This window comes from Streptomyces griseofuscus, assembly GCF_014673495.1.
In the GTDB taxonomy this organism is placed as follows: Bacteria; Actinomycetota; Actinomycetes; order Streptomycetales; family Streptomycetaceae; genus Streptomyces; species Streptomyces murinus.
This window is the reverse complement of the sequence record NZ_CP051006.1, coordinates 3,517,888-3,532,280: the sequence shown is the minus strand read 5'-3', so window position 1 is coordinate 3,532,280 and position 14,393 is coordinate 3,517,888. Positions and strand designations below refer to the sequence as shown.

Genomic DNA, 14,393 nt, shown 5'->3' with positions numbered 1-14,393 from the left:
CATGCGGATCCGACTGCGTACGGCGGTCCCCGTCGCGCTCGCCGTGCTGGGGCTGACCACCGGCTGCGGCGCCGCCGACATGACCAAGCAGGCCAGCCCGTTCGCGCACACCGGCGGCGGCAAGAGCGTCACCCTGTCCGTGCAGTCCTGGGTGGGCGCCGAGTCCAATGTGGCCGTCGCCCAGTACCTGCTGGAGCACAAGCTGGGCTACCGCGTCGACACCGTGCAGGTGGACGAGGTGCCCGCGTGGGACGCGCTGAGCCAGGGCCGGGTCGACGCCATCCTGGAGGACTGGGGCCACCCCGACCAGGAGAAGCGCTACGTCGACGACAAGAAGACGATCGCCCGCGCCGGCGATCTCGGGGTGACCGGTCACATCGGCTGGTTCGTGCCGACGTACCTCGTCGAACAGCACCCCGACATCACCGACTGGCACAACCTGAACAAGTACGCCTCCCTCTTCCGCACCGCGGAGAGCGGCGGCAAGGGCCAGCTGATGGACGGCTCCCCGTCCTATGTCACCAATGACAAGGCCCTGGTGAAGAACCTGAAGCTGAACTACCAGGTCGTCTTCGCCGGTTCCGAGGCCGCGCAGATCACCCAGATGAAGCAGTTCGCCAAGGAGAAGAAGCCCTTCCTGACGTACTGGTACTCACCGCAGTGGCTGTTCAAGAAGGTCCCGATGACGGAGGTGAAGCTGCCGCCGTACAAGGACGGCTGCGACGCGGACGCGGCGAAGATCACCTGCGCCTATCCGCGCACCCCGCTCCAGAAGTACCTCAACGCGGACTTCGCCAGGTCGGGCGGCAAGGCGGCGGAGTTCCTGAAGAAGTTCCGCTGGACCACCGACGACCAGAACGAGGTCTCCCTGCTGATCGCCCAGGACAAGCTGTCCCCGGACGCGGCGGCGAAGAAGTGGGTGGACAGCCACCCCTCCGTCTGGAAGCAGTGGCTGTCCTGAGCGCCGACTAGCGCAGCCCGGCGGCGAGTTCGGCCGCCGCCGCCGTGGCCCTGCGCTGGAGCTGGGGGCCGAACGTGATCCGGGTGGCCCCGAGTTCGCCGAGCGCGGCGGGCGAGGGGCCGTCCGGGGTCAGCAGGGCCAGCGCGTTCAGCGGGCCCTCGATGCCGGACCGCAGCAGGGGCAGTACGGCCACCGGGGCCATGATCGGGTACACGCACTCGGCACCCGCCGCGAGGTACAACGCGGCCCGCTCGACGGCCTGTTCGACGGCCCGTCCGGGGTCGCCGTCGCCGTGCACGAAGGTGTCGACGCGGGCGTTCAGGAAGATCCGGCCCGCGGCGGCCGCGCAGAACTCGGCCAGGTATCCGGCGTGCTCCCGGGGGTCCTTCAGCACACCCCGGGTGGAGTCCTCGATGTTGCAGCCGACGGCACCCGCCGCCAGCAACCGCTCCACCAGCTCCTTCGGCGCGAGCCCGTACCCGTCCTCGACGTCCGCCGTCACCGGCACGTCCACCGCGCGGGTGATCCGGGCGACCGCCGCGAACATCTCGTCCGCCGGGGTCTCGCCGTCCGCGTACCCGAGCGCGGCGGCGACCCCCGCGCTCGGCGTGGCCAGCGCCTCGAACCCCGCCTCCGCGAGCGCCCGCGCGCTGGCCGCGTCCCAGGGGCCGGGCAGGATCAGCGGCTCGCCGGGCGGGCGCCGCAGATGCAGCGCGCGCAGTACCTCCACGCCGTCGCTCACCGGTGCTGCCCCGGCTGGTAGTGGCCCGGGGTCATCCGGGCGGTGACGCCGAACCGGTTCCAGGCGTTGATCACCGTGATCGCGGCGATCAGCCGGGCCAGCTCGGGCTCCTCGAACTGCTTGGCGGCCCGCTCGTACACGTCGTCCGGCACGAAGCCGTCGGTCAGCACGGTGATCGCCTCGGTCAGCTCGATCGCCGCCAGCTCCTTCTCCGTGTAGAAGTGCCGCGACTCCTCCCACGCGGAGAGCTGGATGACCCGCTCCACGCTCTCCCCGGCCGCCAGCGCGTCCTTGGTGTGCATGTCCAGGCAGAACGCGCAGTGGTTGAGCTGCGAGGCGCGGATCTTGACCAGTTCCAGCAGCTTCGGGTCCAGCCCCTGCCGGGCCGCGATGTCCAGCCGCACCATCGCCTTGTACACGTCCGGAGCGTGCTCGCTCCAGTTCAGACGGGGGGCGTGCTCGGCGGCGTACTCGGTGTTCTCGTCCGTGTTCATGCCTCAACCGTAGAAGCGAGGCAGCCCAGGAGTATGGTCCATTTCCATGGCGGAATCCTGGGCCACTTCGGGCGTCGACCTACATCTGGAACCGGTCGGTCCGGGCGGGCTGCGCCGGGGGCTGACCGACGCCCTGCGCGACGCGGTCCGCACCGGCCGGCTGGCCCCCGGTACCCGGCTGCCCTCCTCCCGGGCCCTCGCCGCCGACCTCGGCATCGCCCGCAACACCGTCGGCGAGGCGTACGCCGACCTGGTCGCCGAGGGCTGGCTCACCGCACGGCAGGGCTCCGGCACCCGGGTCGCCGAACGCACCGTGGTCCCACCGAGCGATCCCGCCCGCCGGCCCCGCGTCCCGCCCCGGCCCACCCACAACCTCGTCCCCGGCACCCCCGACCTCGCCGCGTTCCCGCGCGCCGAGTGGGCCAGGGCCGCCCGCCGTGCCCTGACCGCCGCCCCCAACGACGCCCTGGGCTACGGCGATCCACGCGGCCGGGTCGAACTGCGCACCGCGCTCGCCGGCTATCTCGCCCGGGTCCGGGGCGTCCGCTGCGACCCCGACCACCTGGTGGTCACCGCGGGCTTCTCGCACGCCCTGCGCATCCTCGGCCCGGTGCTGCGCGCCCGCGGGGCGGACTCGGTGGCCGTCGAGTCGTACGGCCTCGACGCCTACTGGGGTCTCCTCCAGGCCGCCGGACTCGCCACCCCCGCACTGCCCTGGGACGAACTCGGCACCGACACCGGCCCGTTGACCACCGAGGGTGCCGTACTCCTCACCCCCGCCCACCAGTTCCCCATGGGCATGCCCCTGCACCCCGACCGCCGCGCGGCCGTCGTCGACTGGGCGAGGCGCACCGATTCCCTTGTCCTGGAGGACGATTACGACGGCGAGTTCCGTTACGACCGCCAGCCCGTCGGCGCCCTCCAGGGCCTCGACCCCGACCGCGTCGTCTACCTCGGCACCGCCAGCAAGTCCCTCGCCCCCGGCATCCGGCTGGGCTGGATGGTGCTGCCGCCGGCCCTCACCCGGGAGGTGATCGCAGTCAAGGGACACGTCGACACCGTCGGCGTACTCGAACAGCTCACCCTCGCCGGGTTCCTCACCTCAGGGGCGTACGACCGCCAGGTCCGCGCCTCCCGGCTGCGCTACCGGCGCCGCCGCGACGCCCTCGCCGCGGCCGTCGCCGAACGCGCCCCCGGCGTCCGGGTCACCGGGGTCGCCGCCGGTCTGCACGCCCTGCTGCGGCTGCCCCCGGGCACCGAGCCCTCCGTCGTCCAGGCCGCCGCCTGGCAGGGCCTCGCCCTGCACGGCCTCTCCTTCCACCGCCATCCCGAGGCCGTCGCCGAGCCGCTGGACGCACTGGTGGTGGGCTACGGAACACCACCGGACAGCGCGTGGGCGGGAGCCCTGGAGGCACTGTGCAGGGTGCTGCCCTAGGGGCGCCAGGCCAGGGTCAGCCGGAAAGCGGGCGGAAGACCAGGAAGAAGAACCGGGCGCCCGGTGAACCCAGTGGCTGCGCGGCGCACAGGGTCACCAGGCCGCGCGCGGAGGGGGTGTGCTTCTCGCAGCACCGCTCGGACTCCTCGGCGGCGAGCCCCGCGTGCCGTACCGGCCGGGTGTCGCCGTCCTGCTGCACATAGGTGATGTCGTGCCGGCGGTAGATGGGACCCACCACGGGATCGTCGTTCACCTCCGCGTCCAGCTGCCGCAGATCCGGGTTGTCGGGGTGGGCCGCGACGGCCGCCCGCAGCTGGGCCGCGACCGGTGCCGCCCAGCGCTCCGTCCAGTCCAGCAGATGGTGCTCGCGTGCCTCCTCGCGCAGCAGCATCCAGCGCATCACGTTCCGCTCGGGCAACTCCGGCTCCGCGCCCTCGGCCCGGGGGAACATGCGCAGGAAGTCGTCGTTCCAGGCGAGGAGGTTCCAGGCCACGTCGTTGACGTAGCAGGGCACGCCGGACACGCCCTGGACGGCCGTGAACCAGGCCGGGTCGACCCGGGTGCCGGCCTCGGGGTTCATGGGCACCGGCGGCTCATGGCCCAGCGCGTAGACGTACAGCGCGCCGCGCTCCGGCTCGGCCATCCGCAGCACGGTGGAGACCGCGTCCAGGAACTCGGGCGCGGGGGAGGGCATGTCGCCCCGCTCCAGCTGCGCGTACGTGCGCTCGGAGACGTACAGCGCGTGCGCCACCTGGGCCTGGGAGAGCCCGGCGGACCGGCGGCCGCGGCCGGTGCGGCGGGGCCAGCCCAGCTCGCCGGGGTCGATCAGCGAGCGCTTGTGCCGCAGCAGCGACCGCAGGGCTTCCCTGTCCATCCCCAACTCCCTCTCGGCGCGGGCCGTCTCACCGCCCCGGCAAATAACGGAAGTCTACGTTCCTGAAATTCAGGTTCCGGAAAAAGCGGCTCCTGGTCACGGAGGTGCGCTTGCCGCAGGATGGTCCCCGGACCGGTTGCGCTGCGGGGGGCGCAGCCGGTCCCTCACTTTTCGGGGGCCCGCTCACCGGTCCCGGTCACCCGGTCTCTGTCACCGGCCCGTCGGCTGCCCCTTCGGCTCCGCCGTCTCCGTCTCCGGGGCCTCGCCGAAGCGGGCCAGGGCCAGGGCGCCGGCCACCGCCACCGCGAAGCCCAGGATCGCCAGCCAGGCCATGCCCTCGCGGGTGCGGTCGCCGAGCCAGACGACGCCGATCGCGGCGGGGCCGAGCGTCTCGCCGAGCACCATCCCGGCCGTCGCCGTCGTGACCGAGCCGCGCTGGAGGGCCGAGGTCAGCAGGATGAACGCGGCGCCGCCGCCGATCAGCAGGGCGTACGCCGCGGGATTGGTGAGCAGGTCGACGGGCGCGAGGCTGTCGATCAGCCGGACCGTCACCTCGACCACCCCGAACCCGCACCCGGCGCCGAGCCCCAGCACCAGCCCCCGCGCCGGACCGGACAGCTGGCCGCCCGCGAGCCCGAGCAGCAGCAGTCCGACCGCCACCGCGAGCATCACCCACCGCAGCGTGTCCGAGCCGGTCTCGCCGCCCTCCGGCCCGGAGGCGAGGCCCAGCATCGCGAGCCCGGCGCACACCACGCCCACCGCGCCCCACTCCACACCGCGCAGCCGCACGTCCAGCAGCCGCGCCGCGACCACCGCCGTCACCGCGAGGCTGGCCGCGAGGGCCGCGCCGACCGCGTAGATCGGCAGCGAGCGCAGCGCCACGATCTGGAACAGGAACCCCAGCCCGTCCAGCCCGAGCCCGGCGATGTACCGCCACTGCCGCAACGCCCGCAGCAGCAGCGCCGCCTCACCGCCACCACCGGGACCGGCCTGCCTCGCCGCCACCGCCTGCAACACCGTCGCGGTACCGAAACAGACCGCCGCGCCAAGGGCGCACACCATTCCAAAGAGCACAAAGGGACTCTAAGGGAGCCCCACCACCGCCCTGTCATGCTCACCCCCCTTGGCCGGTTCTCATACCGGTCTCTAGGCTTGCCGCACCGCACATCGCACACGGGGGAGACACGAACATGGCCGAAACCAGGCGGCGACTGCGCTCCGGCACGGTGGTCCTCGGCGGCGTCGGACTGCTGGCCGCCGCGCTCACCGCCTGCTCGTCCCAGCCGGACAAGCGCTGCGTGGACCAGAGCAGCTACACCTACGCCAAGGGCTACAAGGTCGTCTCCGACAAGAACTGCAAGTCGGTCAAGTCGGCGGTCAACGGCGCCTGGTACTACGGCGGCAAGAAGAAGGGCTCCTGGGTGAGCGGCGGTTCCTTCACCAAGCCCCGCACCGGCTCCGGGCACTCCACCAGCCACTCCACGAACCACTACGGCTCCGGCTCCGGCGGGGTGCACCGCGGCGGCTTCGGCGGCGGTTCGCACAGCTCCGGCGGCTGACCGGGACCGCCGTATGGAACGCCGTACCCTCACCCCCCGCCCCGACTGGCAGCGCACCGTCGAGGAACAGGGCCTGATCTACCCGCTCACCCGCCACCCCGACGGGAGCCTGCGCCCCTACTGGGACGAGAGCGCCTACTACGTCTTCTCGCTGCCCGAGGTCGAGGCGCTGGAGGAGACGGTCGCCGAACTGCACGCCATGTGCCTGGCGGCGGCCGGCCACATCGTGGAGCGGGGCCGCCTCGCCGACCTCGGCATCACCGACCCCGCCGTCGCCGCCGCGGTCACCGAGTCCTGGCGGCGCCGGGCCGAACTGCCCTCCTTCTACGGCCGGTTCGACCTGCGCTACGACGGCACGGGCCCCGCCAAGCTGCTGGAGTACAACGCCGACACCCCCACCTCCCTGGTGGAGGCCGCCTCCCCGCAGTGGTTCTGGATGGAGGACCGCTTCCCCGGCGCCGACCAGTGGAACTCGCTGCACGAACGCCTCGTGGCGTCCTGGCGCAGGCAGTCCGCGCTGCTCCCGCCCGGGAGCCTGCTGCACTTCGCGCACTCCGCCGCCGACGAGCTGGGCGAGGACCTGATGACGGTCGCCTATCTGAAGGAGACCGCGGAGCAGGCGGGCCTTGCGACCGACTGGCTCGCCATGGAGGAGATCGGCTGGGACACCCTCTCCGGCCGCTTCGTGGACAACCGGCTCCGGTTCATCCGCGCCCTCTTCAAGCTCTACCCCTGGGAATGGCTCACCACCGACGCCTTCGGCGGCCATGTCCTGGACACCCTGGACAACGGCGGCGGCACCGGCAGCACCCTGTGGATCGAGCCGGCCTGGAAGATGCTCCTGAGCAACAAGGCCCTGCTGGCCGTCCTGTGGGAGCTGTACCCCGGCCACCCCAACCTGCTGCCCTCCTATCTCGACGGCCCCCGCGAGCTCGCCACCACCAGCGGCTACGCCGCCAAGCCCCTGCTGGGCCGCGAGGGCGAGGGCATCACCCTGCACCCGCCGGGCCACCCGCCGGCCGTCCACCCCGAGCCCTGCTGCTACCAGCAGCTCGCGCCCCTGCCCGCCTTCGACGGCAACCATGTCGTCCTCGGCACCTGGGTCATCGACGGCGAGCCCGCGGGCCTCGGCATCCGCGAGTCGGCGGGCCCGGTCACCGACGGGTACGCGCGCTTCCTGCCGCATGTGATCCTCTGACCTGTCGCGCGTGATCCTCCGAGCCGAGCGGTCCGCGTTCTCGCCCGCATGGTGGACGCCGGATCTCCGCCCTCCGGGCAGGCCGGTACGCTGAGCCACGGGCCGTGACTGGCGCGCTGGGATGGGACGGACCATCGGGGAGCGGCCTTGCTGGAAACAGTGCCGTGCGCCTGGGCCGAACGTGAACGCCGAAACGCACCCCGTCCGGAGGTCCCCATGCCAGAGCAGCACCTGTCCACCGAGTCCACCGCCTTCCGCGCCGCCCTCGACGTGATCCGCGCCGTGGAGCCGCGGGTCGCCGACGCCATCGGCCAGGAGGTCACCGACCAGCGCGCGATGCTCAAGCTGATCGCCTCCGAGAACTACGCCTCCCCGGCGACCCTCCTCGCGATGGGCAACTGGTTCAGCGACAAGTACGCCGAGGGCACCGCCGGCCGCCGCTTCTACGCGGGCTGCCGCAATGTCGACACCGTGGAGTCCCTGGCCGCCGAGCACGCCCGCGAGCTCTTCGGCGCCCGGCACGCCTACGTCCAGCCGCACTCCGGCATCGACGCCAACCTCGTCGCCTTCTGGGCCGTACTCGCCGACCGGGTCGAGGTCCCCTTCCTGGAGAAGACCGGCGCCCGCCAGGTCAACGACCTCTCCGAGGCGGACTGGGCCGAGCTGCGCCAGGCCTTCGGCAACCAGCGGATGCTCGGCATGTCCCTGGACGCCGGCGGCCACCTCACCCACGGCTTCCGCCCGAACATCTCCGGCAAGATGTTCGACCAGCGCTCCTACGGCACCGACCCCGCGACCGGCCTGATCGACTACGACGCGCTGCGCGTCCAGGCCCGCGAGTTCAAGCCGCTGATCATCGTGGCGGGCTACTCGGCGTACCCCCGTCTGGTGAACTTCCGGATCATGCGCGAGATCGCGGACGAGGTCGGCGCGACCCTCATGGTCGACATGGCCCACTTCGCCGGTCTCGTCGCCGGCAAGGTCCTCACCGGCGACTTCGACCCGGTGCCGCACGCCCAGATCGTCACCACCACCACCCACAAGTCGCTGCGCGGCCCGCGCGGCGGCATGGTGCTGTGCGACGACTCCCTCAAGGACCAGGTGGACCGCGGCTGCCCGATGGTCCTCGGCGGTCCGCTGCCGCACGTCATGGCCGCCAAGGCGGTCGCCCTGGCCGAGGCCAGGCAGCCCGCGTTCCAGGACTACGCGCAGCGCATCGTGGACAACTCCCGGGCGCTGGCCGAGGGTCTGATGCGCCGGGGCGCGACCCTCGTCACCGGCGGCACCGACAACCACCTCAACCTGATCGACGTCGCCGGCTCCTACGGCCTCACCGGCCGCCAGGCCGAGGCCGCCCTGCTCGACTCCGGCATCGTCACCAACCGCAACGCCATCCCGGCCGACCCCAACGGCGCCTGGTACACCTCCGGCATCCGGATCGGCACCCCGGCCCTGACCACCCGCGGTCTCGGTACGGCGGAGATGGACGAGGTGGCGGGCCTGATCGACCGAGTCCTCGCGGCCACCGAACCGGGCACCACCAAGTCCGGCGCCCCCAGCAAGGCCTCCCACGTCCTGGACGAGAAGGTCTCCGCGGAGATCGCCGAGCGCGCCACCGACCTGGTCGCGGGCTTCCCGCTGTACCCGGAAGTCGACCTGGGCTGATCAACGCCGTCAGGAGCGATGCCCTGGGGGCGCGGGGCCGTGTCCGGTACACGGCTCCGCACCACCCCCCACCTCCCGGGCCGATCCCACCCCCCGGCCGATGAGAGAATGGGCGGCATGGCCTCCGCTGAAAAGCCCCGCGTGCTCTCCGGTATCCAGCCCACCGCCGGCTCGTTCCACCTCGGCAACTACCTCGGCGCCGTACGCCAGTGGGTGTCCCTCCAGGAGACCCATGACGCCTTCTACATGGTCGTCGACCTGCACGCGATCACCGTGCCCCAGGACCCCAAGGAGCTGCGGGCCAACACCCGCCTCGCCGCCGCGCAGCTCCTCGCCGCCGGTCTGGACCCCGAGCGCTGCACCCTGTTCGTGCAGAGCCATGTGCCCGAGCACGCCGAGCTGGCCTGGGTGATGAACTGCCTCACCGGCTTCGGCGAGGCCAGCCGGATGACCCAGTTCAAGGACAAGTCCGCCAAGCAGGGCGCCGAGCGCGCCTCGGTCGGCCTGTTCACGTACCCGATCCTCCAGGTCGCGGACATCCTGCTGTACCAGGCCAACCAGGTGCCGGTCGGCGAGGACCAGCGCCAGCACATCGAGCTGACCCGGGATCTGGCCGAGCGCTTCAACGGCCGCTTCGGGCAGACGTTCACGATCCCGGCGCCGTACATCCTCAAGGAGACGGCCAAGATCTACGACCTCCAGGACCCGTCGATCAAGATGAGCAAGTCGGCGTCCACGCCGAAGGGCCTGATCAACCTCCTGGACGACCCGAAGACCACCGCCAAGAAGGTCAAGAGCGCGGTCACCGACACCGACACCGTCATCCGCTACGACGCGGAGACCAAGCCGGGCGTCTCCAACCTGCTCACCATCTACTCCGTCCTCACCGGCAAGCCGATCGCCGACCTTGAGCAGGAGTACGAGGGCAAGATGTACGGCGCGCTCAAGACCGACCTCGCCGAGGTCATGGTCGAGTTCGTGACGCCGTTCCGGGAGCGCACCCAGCAGTACCTGGACGACGCCGAGACCCTCGACTCGATCCTCGCCAAGGGCGCCGAGAAGGCCCGCTCCGTCGCCGCCGAGACGCTCGCGCAGGCGTACGACCGCGTCGGCTTCCTGCCGGCGAAGCACTGACCGAAGCCCTGACCGAAGCACCGGCCGAGCCACTGACCGGAGCACCGAACGGCACGGCCCGCGCCGAGAGGCACGGAACCGGCGCGAGGGCGCACGGCCGTTCGCACGTCCCTGTGGGCGGAGCGCTGCACATCACTTCCGTTGCGCCTGCCCACAGGACACCCATGGCCGTACAGTCGAAGCCGAAGGCCCGTACGAGTCGGCCGAGTAGACGACGGACGCGACGACAGGAGACGACGTGGGGACCGTAACGATCGGCGTGTCGATCGCGGTTCCGGAGCCTCACGGCAGCCTGCTCCAGGAGCGGCGCGCGGGCTTCGGCGACGCCGCGGCCTACGGCATCCCCACCCATGTCACGCTGCTGCCGCCGACCGAGGTGGACCGCGCCGCGCTGCCCGCCGTACAGGCCCATCTGGTGAAGGTGGCCGCCACCGGCCGCCCCTTCCCGATGCGGCTGCACGGCACCGGCACCTTCCGGCCCGTCTCCCCGGTGGTCTACGTCCGGGTGGTGCGCGGCGCCGAGGACTGCGGCCGGCTCCAGCAGCGGGTCCGGGAGAGCACCGGGCCCTGCACCCGCGAGCTCCAGTTCCCGTACCACCCGCATGTCACCGTGGCGCACGGCATCGAGGACGCGGCGATGGACCGCGCCTTCGCCGAACTGGCCGACTTCGAGGCCGAGTGGCCGTGCAACGGGTTCGCGCTGTACGAACAGGGCGCGGACGGAGTGTGGCGCAAGCTGCGCGAGTACACCTTCGGCGGCTCCGTCGTACCGCTCCAGGCGGGCCCCGCCGACATCGACCACGGAAGCATCGCCAGCCGGTAGGCGCGGTCCCGGGCCCCTCCCGGAAGGGCGGCTCTAGAACGGCAGTCTGCGGAACAGCGCCCGCGGCGCGTGCCGCAGCGCGGCCGTCACCAGCCGCAGCACCCCCGGCACCCACACCGCCTCCGCGCCCCGGCGCAGGCCCAGTTCGATCGCGGTGGCGACCGCCGCCGGGGTGGTGGCGAACGGCTCGCGGGGCCGGTCCGCCGTCGCCTTCGTGCGCACGAACCCGGGGCGTACGACCATCACCCGCACCCCCGTGCCGTACAGCGCGTCGCCGAGGCCCTGGGCGAAGGTGTCCAGGCCCGCCTTGCTGGAGCCGTAGATGAAGTCGACGCGGCGGGCGCGTTCGGCGGCGGTGGCGGACAGCACGACCAACGAGCCGTGGCCCTGGGCCTGGAGGGCGCTCGCGGCGACCAGCCCCGCGGAGACCGCCCCGGTGTAGTTGGTCTGGGCGACATGCACCGCGCGCAGCGGCGCCCGCTCGTCATGGGCCTGGTCGCCGAGGACGCCGAAGGCGAGCAGCACCAGGTCGATGGCTTCCTCGGCGAAGACCTTGCCGAGCACGGTCTCGTGGGAGGCGGGGTCCAGGGCGTCGAAGTCGACCGTACGGGTGTCCGCGCCGAGCGCGCGCAGACTCTCGGCGGCCTGCTCGAGCGCGGGGGAGGGGCGGCCGGCCAGCCATACGGTGCGGGCGCCGCGGGTGATCAGCCGGCGGGCGGTGGCGAGCCCGATCTCGGAGGTGCCGCCGAGGACGAGCAGGGACTGGGGCAGGGCGAGGGCGTCCTTCACAGGCATGTCAGTGACCGTATCGTCCGGAAGTGCGCTCTTCGTCCATGAACGTCACCTTGTAAGGTCGAAGATCACTCGAAAGTGGGAGGGCCGGGCTTCGGCCCGCAAACCGTTGCGAGTACCCGGACATGGGACCTCGCACACCGGGCAGGGACGGATCATGGACTGGCTCAAGAGACTGCCCGTCATCGGGCCGCTGGTGACCTGGCTGACGGCCACCCACGCCTGGCGGGCGTACGAGCGGCTCGACCGGGTGAAGTGGTCCCGGCTGGCGGCGGCGATGACGTTCGTCAGCTTCGTGGCGCTGTTCCCGCTGCTCACCGTGGCCGCGGCGATCACCGCCGCCACGCTCAGCCCGGCCCGGCAGCGGACCGTCGAGCACAAGGTCGCCCAGCAGTTCCCGGGGGTCGTCTCCCAGCAGCTGGACATCACCACGCTGGTCCACAACGCGGGCACCGTCGGTGTCATCGCGGGTGCCGTGCTGCTGCTCACCGGCGTCAACTGGGTCGGCCAGGTGCGGGACTGTCTGCGCGTGGTCTGGGAACTGCCGGACCAGGAGCAGAACCCGCTGGTCGCCAAGGCCAAGGACGCCGGGATCCTGGTCGGCTTCGGCGGCGCCCTGCTGGTCACCCTCGCCGCGTCCACGCTCGCCTCCGCCGCCGTCGGCCGGGTCTCCGACCAGCTGGGTCTCGCCCAGCACGGCTGGGGCACCGCGCTGCTGCGGGCCGCCGCCTTCGCCGTCGCCGTGCTCGCCGACTTCCTCGTGCTGCTCTACGTGCTGACCCTGCTGCCCGGGGTGGAGCCGCCGCGCCGCCGTCTGGTGGTCGCGGCGCTGCTCGGCGCGGTCGGCTTCGAACTACTGAAGCTGCTGCTCAGCGGCTATATCCAGGGGGTCGCGGCGAAGAGCATGTACGGTGCGTTCGGGGTCCCCGTGGCGCTGCTGCTGTGGATCAACTTCACCGCGAAACTGGTCCTGTACTGCGCCGCCTGGACGGCCACGCCGGGCGGGACCGCGAAGCTCACGGCCGTGGCCGACGGCGCATCAGGTCCGGCAGCGGCCACCGGCGGTTGACGAGGAACACCCCGCCCGCCAGCAGCACCAGCAGCCCGACCGCGACGGCGAGCGCGGTGCCGATCCCACGCGAGCCGGTCGCGGCGGCCGCCGCCGGCTTCGAACCCGCCTGGCCCGCAGGTGCGGAGGCCGTCGGCGAGCCGCTCGGTGCCGTACCCGCCTGCGCGGCGCCGCGCGGCGGCACCAGTTCACCCACCGGCTTGACCTTGCCGGCCGCCTGGAAGCCCCAGTCGAACAGCTTCGCCGTCTCCTTGTAGACCTCGTTGTGCTCCTGCTTCTGCGGGTTCATCACGGTGACGAGCAGCACCTGCTTGCCGCGCTGGGCGACCCCGGTGAAGGTGGCGCCCGCATGCGTGGTGTTGCCGTTCTTCACGCCCGCGATGCCCTGGTAGACCGGCACATCGGTGTCACCGCTGAGCAGCCGGTTGGTGTTGCGGATCTGCCGGCCCCCGAAGTCGGCGCTCACCGTGGAGCAGTAGTCCCGGAAGTCCTTCTTCTGGAGCCCGGAGCGGGCGACCAGGGTGAGGTCGTACGCCGAGGACACCTGGTGCGGCTCGTCGTAGCCGTCGGGGGAGACCACATGGGTGTCCAGGGCCTGGAGTTCGTCCGCGTGGTGCTGCATGTCCTGGACGGTCTGGGCGACACCGCCGTTCATCGCGGAGAGCACATGCACCGCGTCGTTGCCCGAGCGCAGGAACACCCCGAGCCACAGATCGTGCACGCTGTAGGTCTTGCCCGGCTTTATGCCGACCACGCTGGAGCCCTCGCCCATCCCGGCGAGGTCCTTCGCGGCGACCTTGTGCTCCGTCGTCCGCGGGAAGCGGGGCAGCAGGGTGTCCGCGAACAGCATCTTCATCGTGGACGCCGGAGGCAGCGCCCAGTGCGCGTTGTGCGAGGCCAGCACCTCGCCGCTCTGCGCGTCGGAGACGATCCAGGAGCGCGCCGTCAGGTCCTTGGGCAGCACCGGGACGCCGGGCGCGAGGTTCACCTGGGTGCCGGGCAGCCCGAGCCGGGCGCCGCCGAGCGTCGACATACGGGCCGGGGGCGTGGCGGCCGGGGCCTTGTCGGCGGTCGGGGCGGCGAGGGCGGCGGGCGCGGTGACGGCGAGGGACAGCAGGGTCGCGGCGCTGATCAACAGGGATCGCCGGGCGGTGTTCTTGGGCGCGGGCACGACCGGGAACGTACCCGTGGTGGATCGGGAAGACCCGCCCCAGCCCCTGCCACCGAAGCGCACCCCGGATACTGGAGGTATGAAACTCAGCCGCCCGGTCTCCTGGTTCCTGCTCGCCTTCGGGGTGTGGAGCTGGTTCATCTGGGTCACTTTCGTAAAGAACCTGGTCAAGGACGGCAGCGGTCTCGCCTTCCATGACGGCCGGCCGACCGCCTACTTCTGGGTGCACCTGGTGCTGGCGATCGTCTCCTTCGTATTGGGGACGGTCATCGGGGGCATCGGGTTGCGCGGTGTACGGGCCCTGCGCCGGGAGACGTCGTCCATGTGACCGGAATCTCCCCAGCCGTCTGTGGAGACGCTGTGAAGGCACGGCAAACGCCCGGCGGAGACAACGTCTTGGGCAAGTTCTTCCACAACTGGTCAGAAAGCCCTTCACACGCCGAAACACGTGTGATTGGGTGAGCCGCGTCACTCAG

15 protein-coding genes and 1 riboswitch are annotated in these 14,393 nt (G+C 71.9%); of the genes, 9 read left to right on the top strand and 6 right to left on the bottom strand.

Translation table 11 applies throughout. The features are described 5' to 3' along the window. Position 1: 1 nt before the first annotated feature. Positions 2-961, top strand: a complete 960-nt coding sequence (locus HEP81_RS15535) for an ABC transporter substrate-binding protein (RefSeq protein ID WP_037656001.1) — start codon at positions 2-4, stop codon at positions 959-961. Between the two features lie 7 nt (positions 962-968). On the opposite strand, the gene HEP81_RS15530 is transcribed toward HEP81_RS15535, so the two are convergent. Together HEP81_RS15530 and HEP81_RS15525 are read right to left on the bottom strand one after the other, a co-directional pair. After that, the gene (locus tag HEP81_RS15530) at positions 969-1,703 is read right to left on the bottom strand and encodes an isocitrate lyase/PEP mutase family protein (protein WP_078967378.1); all 735 of its coding nucleotides are present in this window, start codon (positions 1,701-1,703) and stop codon (positions 969-971) included. Beyond that, positions 1,700-2,197: a carboxymuconolactone decarboxylase family protein gene (locus HEP81_RS15525; protein ID WP_037656003.1), complete on the bottom strand. Its 498-nt coding sequence runs from the start codon at positions 2,195-2,197 to the stop codon at positions 1,700-1,702. The genes HEP81_RS15530 and HEP81_RS15525 overlap by 4 nt, the downstream gene beginning before the upstream one ends. Before the next feature lie 46 nt (positions 2,198-2,243). On the opposite strand from HEP81_RS15525, the gene pdxR reads away from it, so the two are divergent. Continuing rightward, the gene (gene pdxR / locus HEP81_RS15520) at positions 2,244-3,632 is read left to right on the top strand and encodes a MocR-like pyridoxine biosynthesis transcription factor PdxR (protein WP_037656005.1); all 1,389 of its coding nucleotides are present in this window, start codon (positions 2,244-2,246) and stop codon (positions 3,630-3,632) included. Between the two features lie 16 nt (positions 3,633-3,648). On the opposite strand, the gene HEP81_RS15515 is transcribed toward pdxR, so the two are convergent. Together HEP81_RS15515 and HEP81_RS15510 are read right to left on the bottom strand one after the other, a co-directional pair. After that, positions 3,649-4,506, bottom strand: coding sequence for a helix-turn-helix domain-containing protein (locus HEP81_RS15515; RefSeq protein ID WP_037656006.1), 858 nt, complete (start codon positions 4,504-4,506; stop codon positions 3,649-3,651). A 210-nt stretch (positions 4,507-4,716) separates the two neighbouring features. Next, positions 4,717-5,568 (bottom strand): DMT family transporter, encoded by an 852-nt coding sequence (locus HEP81_RS15510; protein ID WP_037656009.1) that lies wholly within the window; start codon positions 5,566-5,568, stop codon positions 4,717-4,719. 128 nt (positions 5,569-5,696) lie between these two features. On the opposite strand from HEP81_RS15510, the gene HEP81_RS15505 reads away from it, so the two are divergent. The 5 genes from HEP81_RS15505 (at position 5,697) to HEP81_RS15485 (ending at position 10,885) form a co-directional block, all read left to right on the top strand. Next, complete coding sequence (locus tag HEP81_RS15505) at positions 5,697-6,065, top strand: hypothetical protein (RefSeq protein ID WP_037656012.1); 369 nt, start codon at positions 5,697-5,699, stop codon at positions 6,063-6,065. Between the two features lie 13 nt (positions 6,066-6,078). Continuing rightward, positions 6,079-7,263 (top strand): glutathionylspermidine synthase family protein, encoded by a 1,185-nt coding sequence (locus HEP81_RS15500; protein WP_037656014.1) that lies wholly within the window; start codon positions 6,079-6,081, stop codon positions 7,261-7,263. 94 nt (positions 7,264-7,357) lie between these two features. Next, a riboswitch (ZMP/ZTP riboswitch) is annotated at positions 7,358-7,446 on the top strand. Positions 7,447-7,479: 33 nt separating this feature from the next. After that, positions 7,480-8,928: a glycine hydroxymethyltransferase gene (locus HEP81_RS15495; protein ID WP_037656017.1), complete on the top strand. Its 1,449-nt coding sequence runs from the start codon at positions 7,480-7,482 to the stop codon at positions 8,926-8,928. Positions 8,929-9,036: 108 nt separating this feature from the next. After that, positions 9,037-10,062, top strand: a complete 1,026-nt coding sequence (trpS, locus tag HEP81_RS15490; RefSeq protein WP_375139848.1) for a tryptophan--tRNA ligase — start codon at positions 9,037-9,039, stop codon at positions 10,060-10,062. 238 nt (positions 10,063-10,300) lie between these two features. Then, a complete protein-coding gene (locus tag HEP81_RS15485) occupies positions 10,301-10,885 on the top strand; it encodes a 2'-5' RNA ligase family protein (protein ID WP_037656020.1) in 585 nt (194 codons plus the stop codon). A gap of 33 nt (positions 10,886-10,918) precedes the next feature. On the opposite strand, the gene HEP81_RS15480 is transcribed toward HEP81_RS15485, so the two are convergent. Continuing rightward, positions 10,919-11,674, bottom strand: coding sequence for a decaprenylphospho-beta-D-erythro-pentofuranosid-2-ulose 2-reductase (locus tag HEP81_RS15480; RefSeq protein WP_037656162.1), 756 nt, complete (start codon positions 11,672-11,674; stop codon positions 10,919-10,921). A gap of 160 nt (positions 11,675-11,834) precedes the next feature. Between HEP81_RS15480 and HEP81_RS15475 the strand changes: the two genes are divergently transcribed. Continuing rightward, positions 11,835-12,746, top strand: coding sequence for a YihY/virulence factor BrkB family protein (locus tag HEP81_RS15475; protein WP_037656021.1), 912 nt, complete (start codon positions 11,835-11,837; stop codon positions 12,744-12,746). Here the strand turns inward: HEP81_RS15475 and HEP81_RS15470 are convergent. Continuing rightward, the gene (locus HEP81_RS15470) at positions 12,694-13,917 is read right to left on the bottom strand and encodes a D-alanyl-D-alanine carboxypeptidase family protein (RefSeq protein ID WP_037656023.1); all 1,224 of its coding nucleotides are present in this window, start codon (positions 13,915-13,917) and stop codon (positions 12,694-12,696) included. The genes HEP81_RS15475 and HEP81_RS15470 overlap by 53 nt on opposite strands. 79 nt (positions 13,918-13,996) lie before the next feature. Here HEP81_RS15470 and HEP81_RS15465 point away from each other — a divergent pair, with 79 nt between their 5' ends. Beyond that, positions 13,997-14,245, top strand: a complete 249-nt coding sequence (locus HEP81_RS15465; RefSeq protein WP_037656024.1) for an SCO4848 family membrane protein — start codon at positions 13,997-13,999, stop codon at positions 14,243-14,245. Positions 14,246-14,393 lie beyond the last annotated feature (148 nt).

Excerpts from the sequence above, each read along its gene's own strand:
- HEP81_RS15465 (WP_037656024.1), top strand. The coding sequence starts at position 13,997 with ATGAAACTCAGCCGCCCGGTCTCCTGGTTCCTGCTCGCCTTCGGGGTG.
- pdxR (WP_037656005.1), top strand. The coding sequence starts at position 2,244 with ATGGCGGAATCCTGGGCCACTTCGGGCGTCGACCTACATCTGGAACCG.
- HEP81_RS15500 (WP_037656014.1), top strand. The coding sequence starts at position 6,079 with ATGGAACGCCGTACCCTCACCCCCCGCCCCGACTGGCAGCGCACCGTC.
- HEP81_RS15515 (WP_037656006.1), bottom strand. The coding sequence starts at position 4,506 with ATGGACAGGGAAGCCCTGCGGTCGCTGCTGCGGCACAAGCGCTCGCTG.
- HEP81_RS15510 (WP_037656009.1), bottom strand. The coding sequence starts at position 5,568 with ATGGTGTGCGCCCTTGGCGCGGCGGTCTGTTTCGGTACCGCGACGGTG.
- HEP81_RS15495 (WP_037656017.1), top strand. The coding sequence starts at position 7,480 with ATGCCAGAGCAGCACCTGTCCACCGAGTCCACCGCCTTCCGCGCCGCC.
- HEP81_RS15475 (WP_037656021.1), top strand. The coding sequence starts at position 11,835 with ATGGACTGGCTCAAGAGACTGCCCGTCATCGGGCCGCTGGTGACCTGG.
- HEP81_RS15525 (WP_037656003.1), bottom strand. The coding sequence starts at position 2,197 with ATGAACACGGACGAGAACACCGAGTACGCCGCCGAGCACGCCCCCCGT.
- HEP81_RS15535 (WP_037656001.1), top strand. The coding sequence starts at position 2 with ATGCGGATCCGACTGCGTACGGCGGTCCCCGTCGCGCTCGCCGTGCTG.
- HEP81_RS15505 (WP_037656012.1), top strand. The coding sequence starts at position 5,697 with ATGGCCGAAACCAGGCGGCGACTGCGCTCCGGCACGGTGGTCCTCGGC.
- trpS (WP_375139848.1), top strand. The coding sequence starts at position 9,037 with ATGGGCGGCATGGCCTCCGCTGAAAAGCCCCGCGTGCTCTCCGGTATC.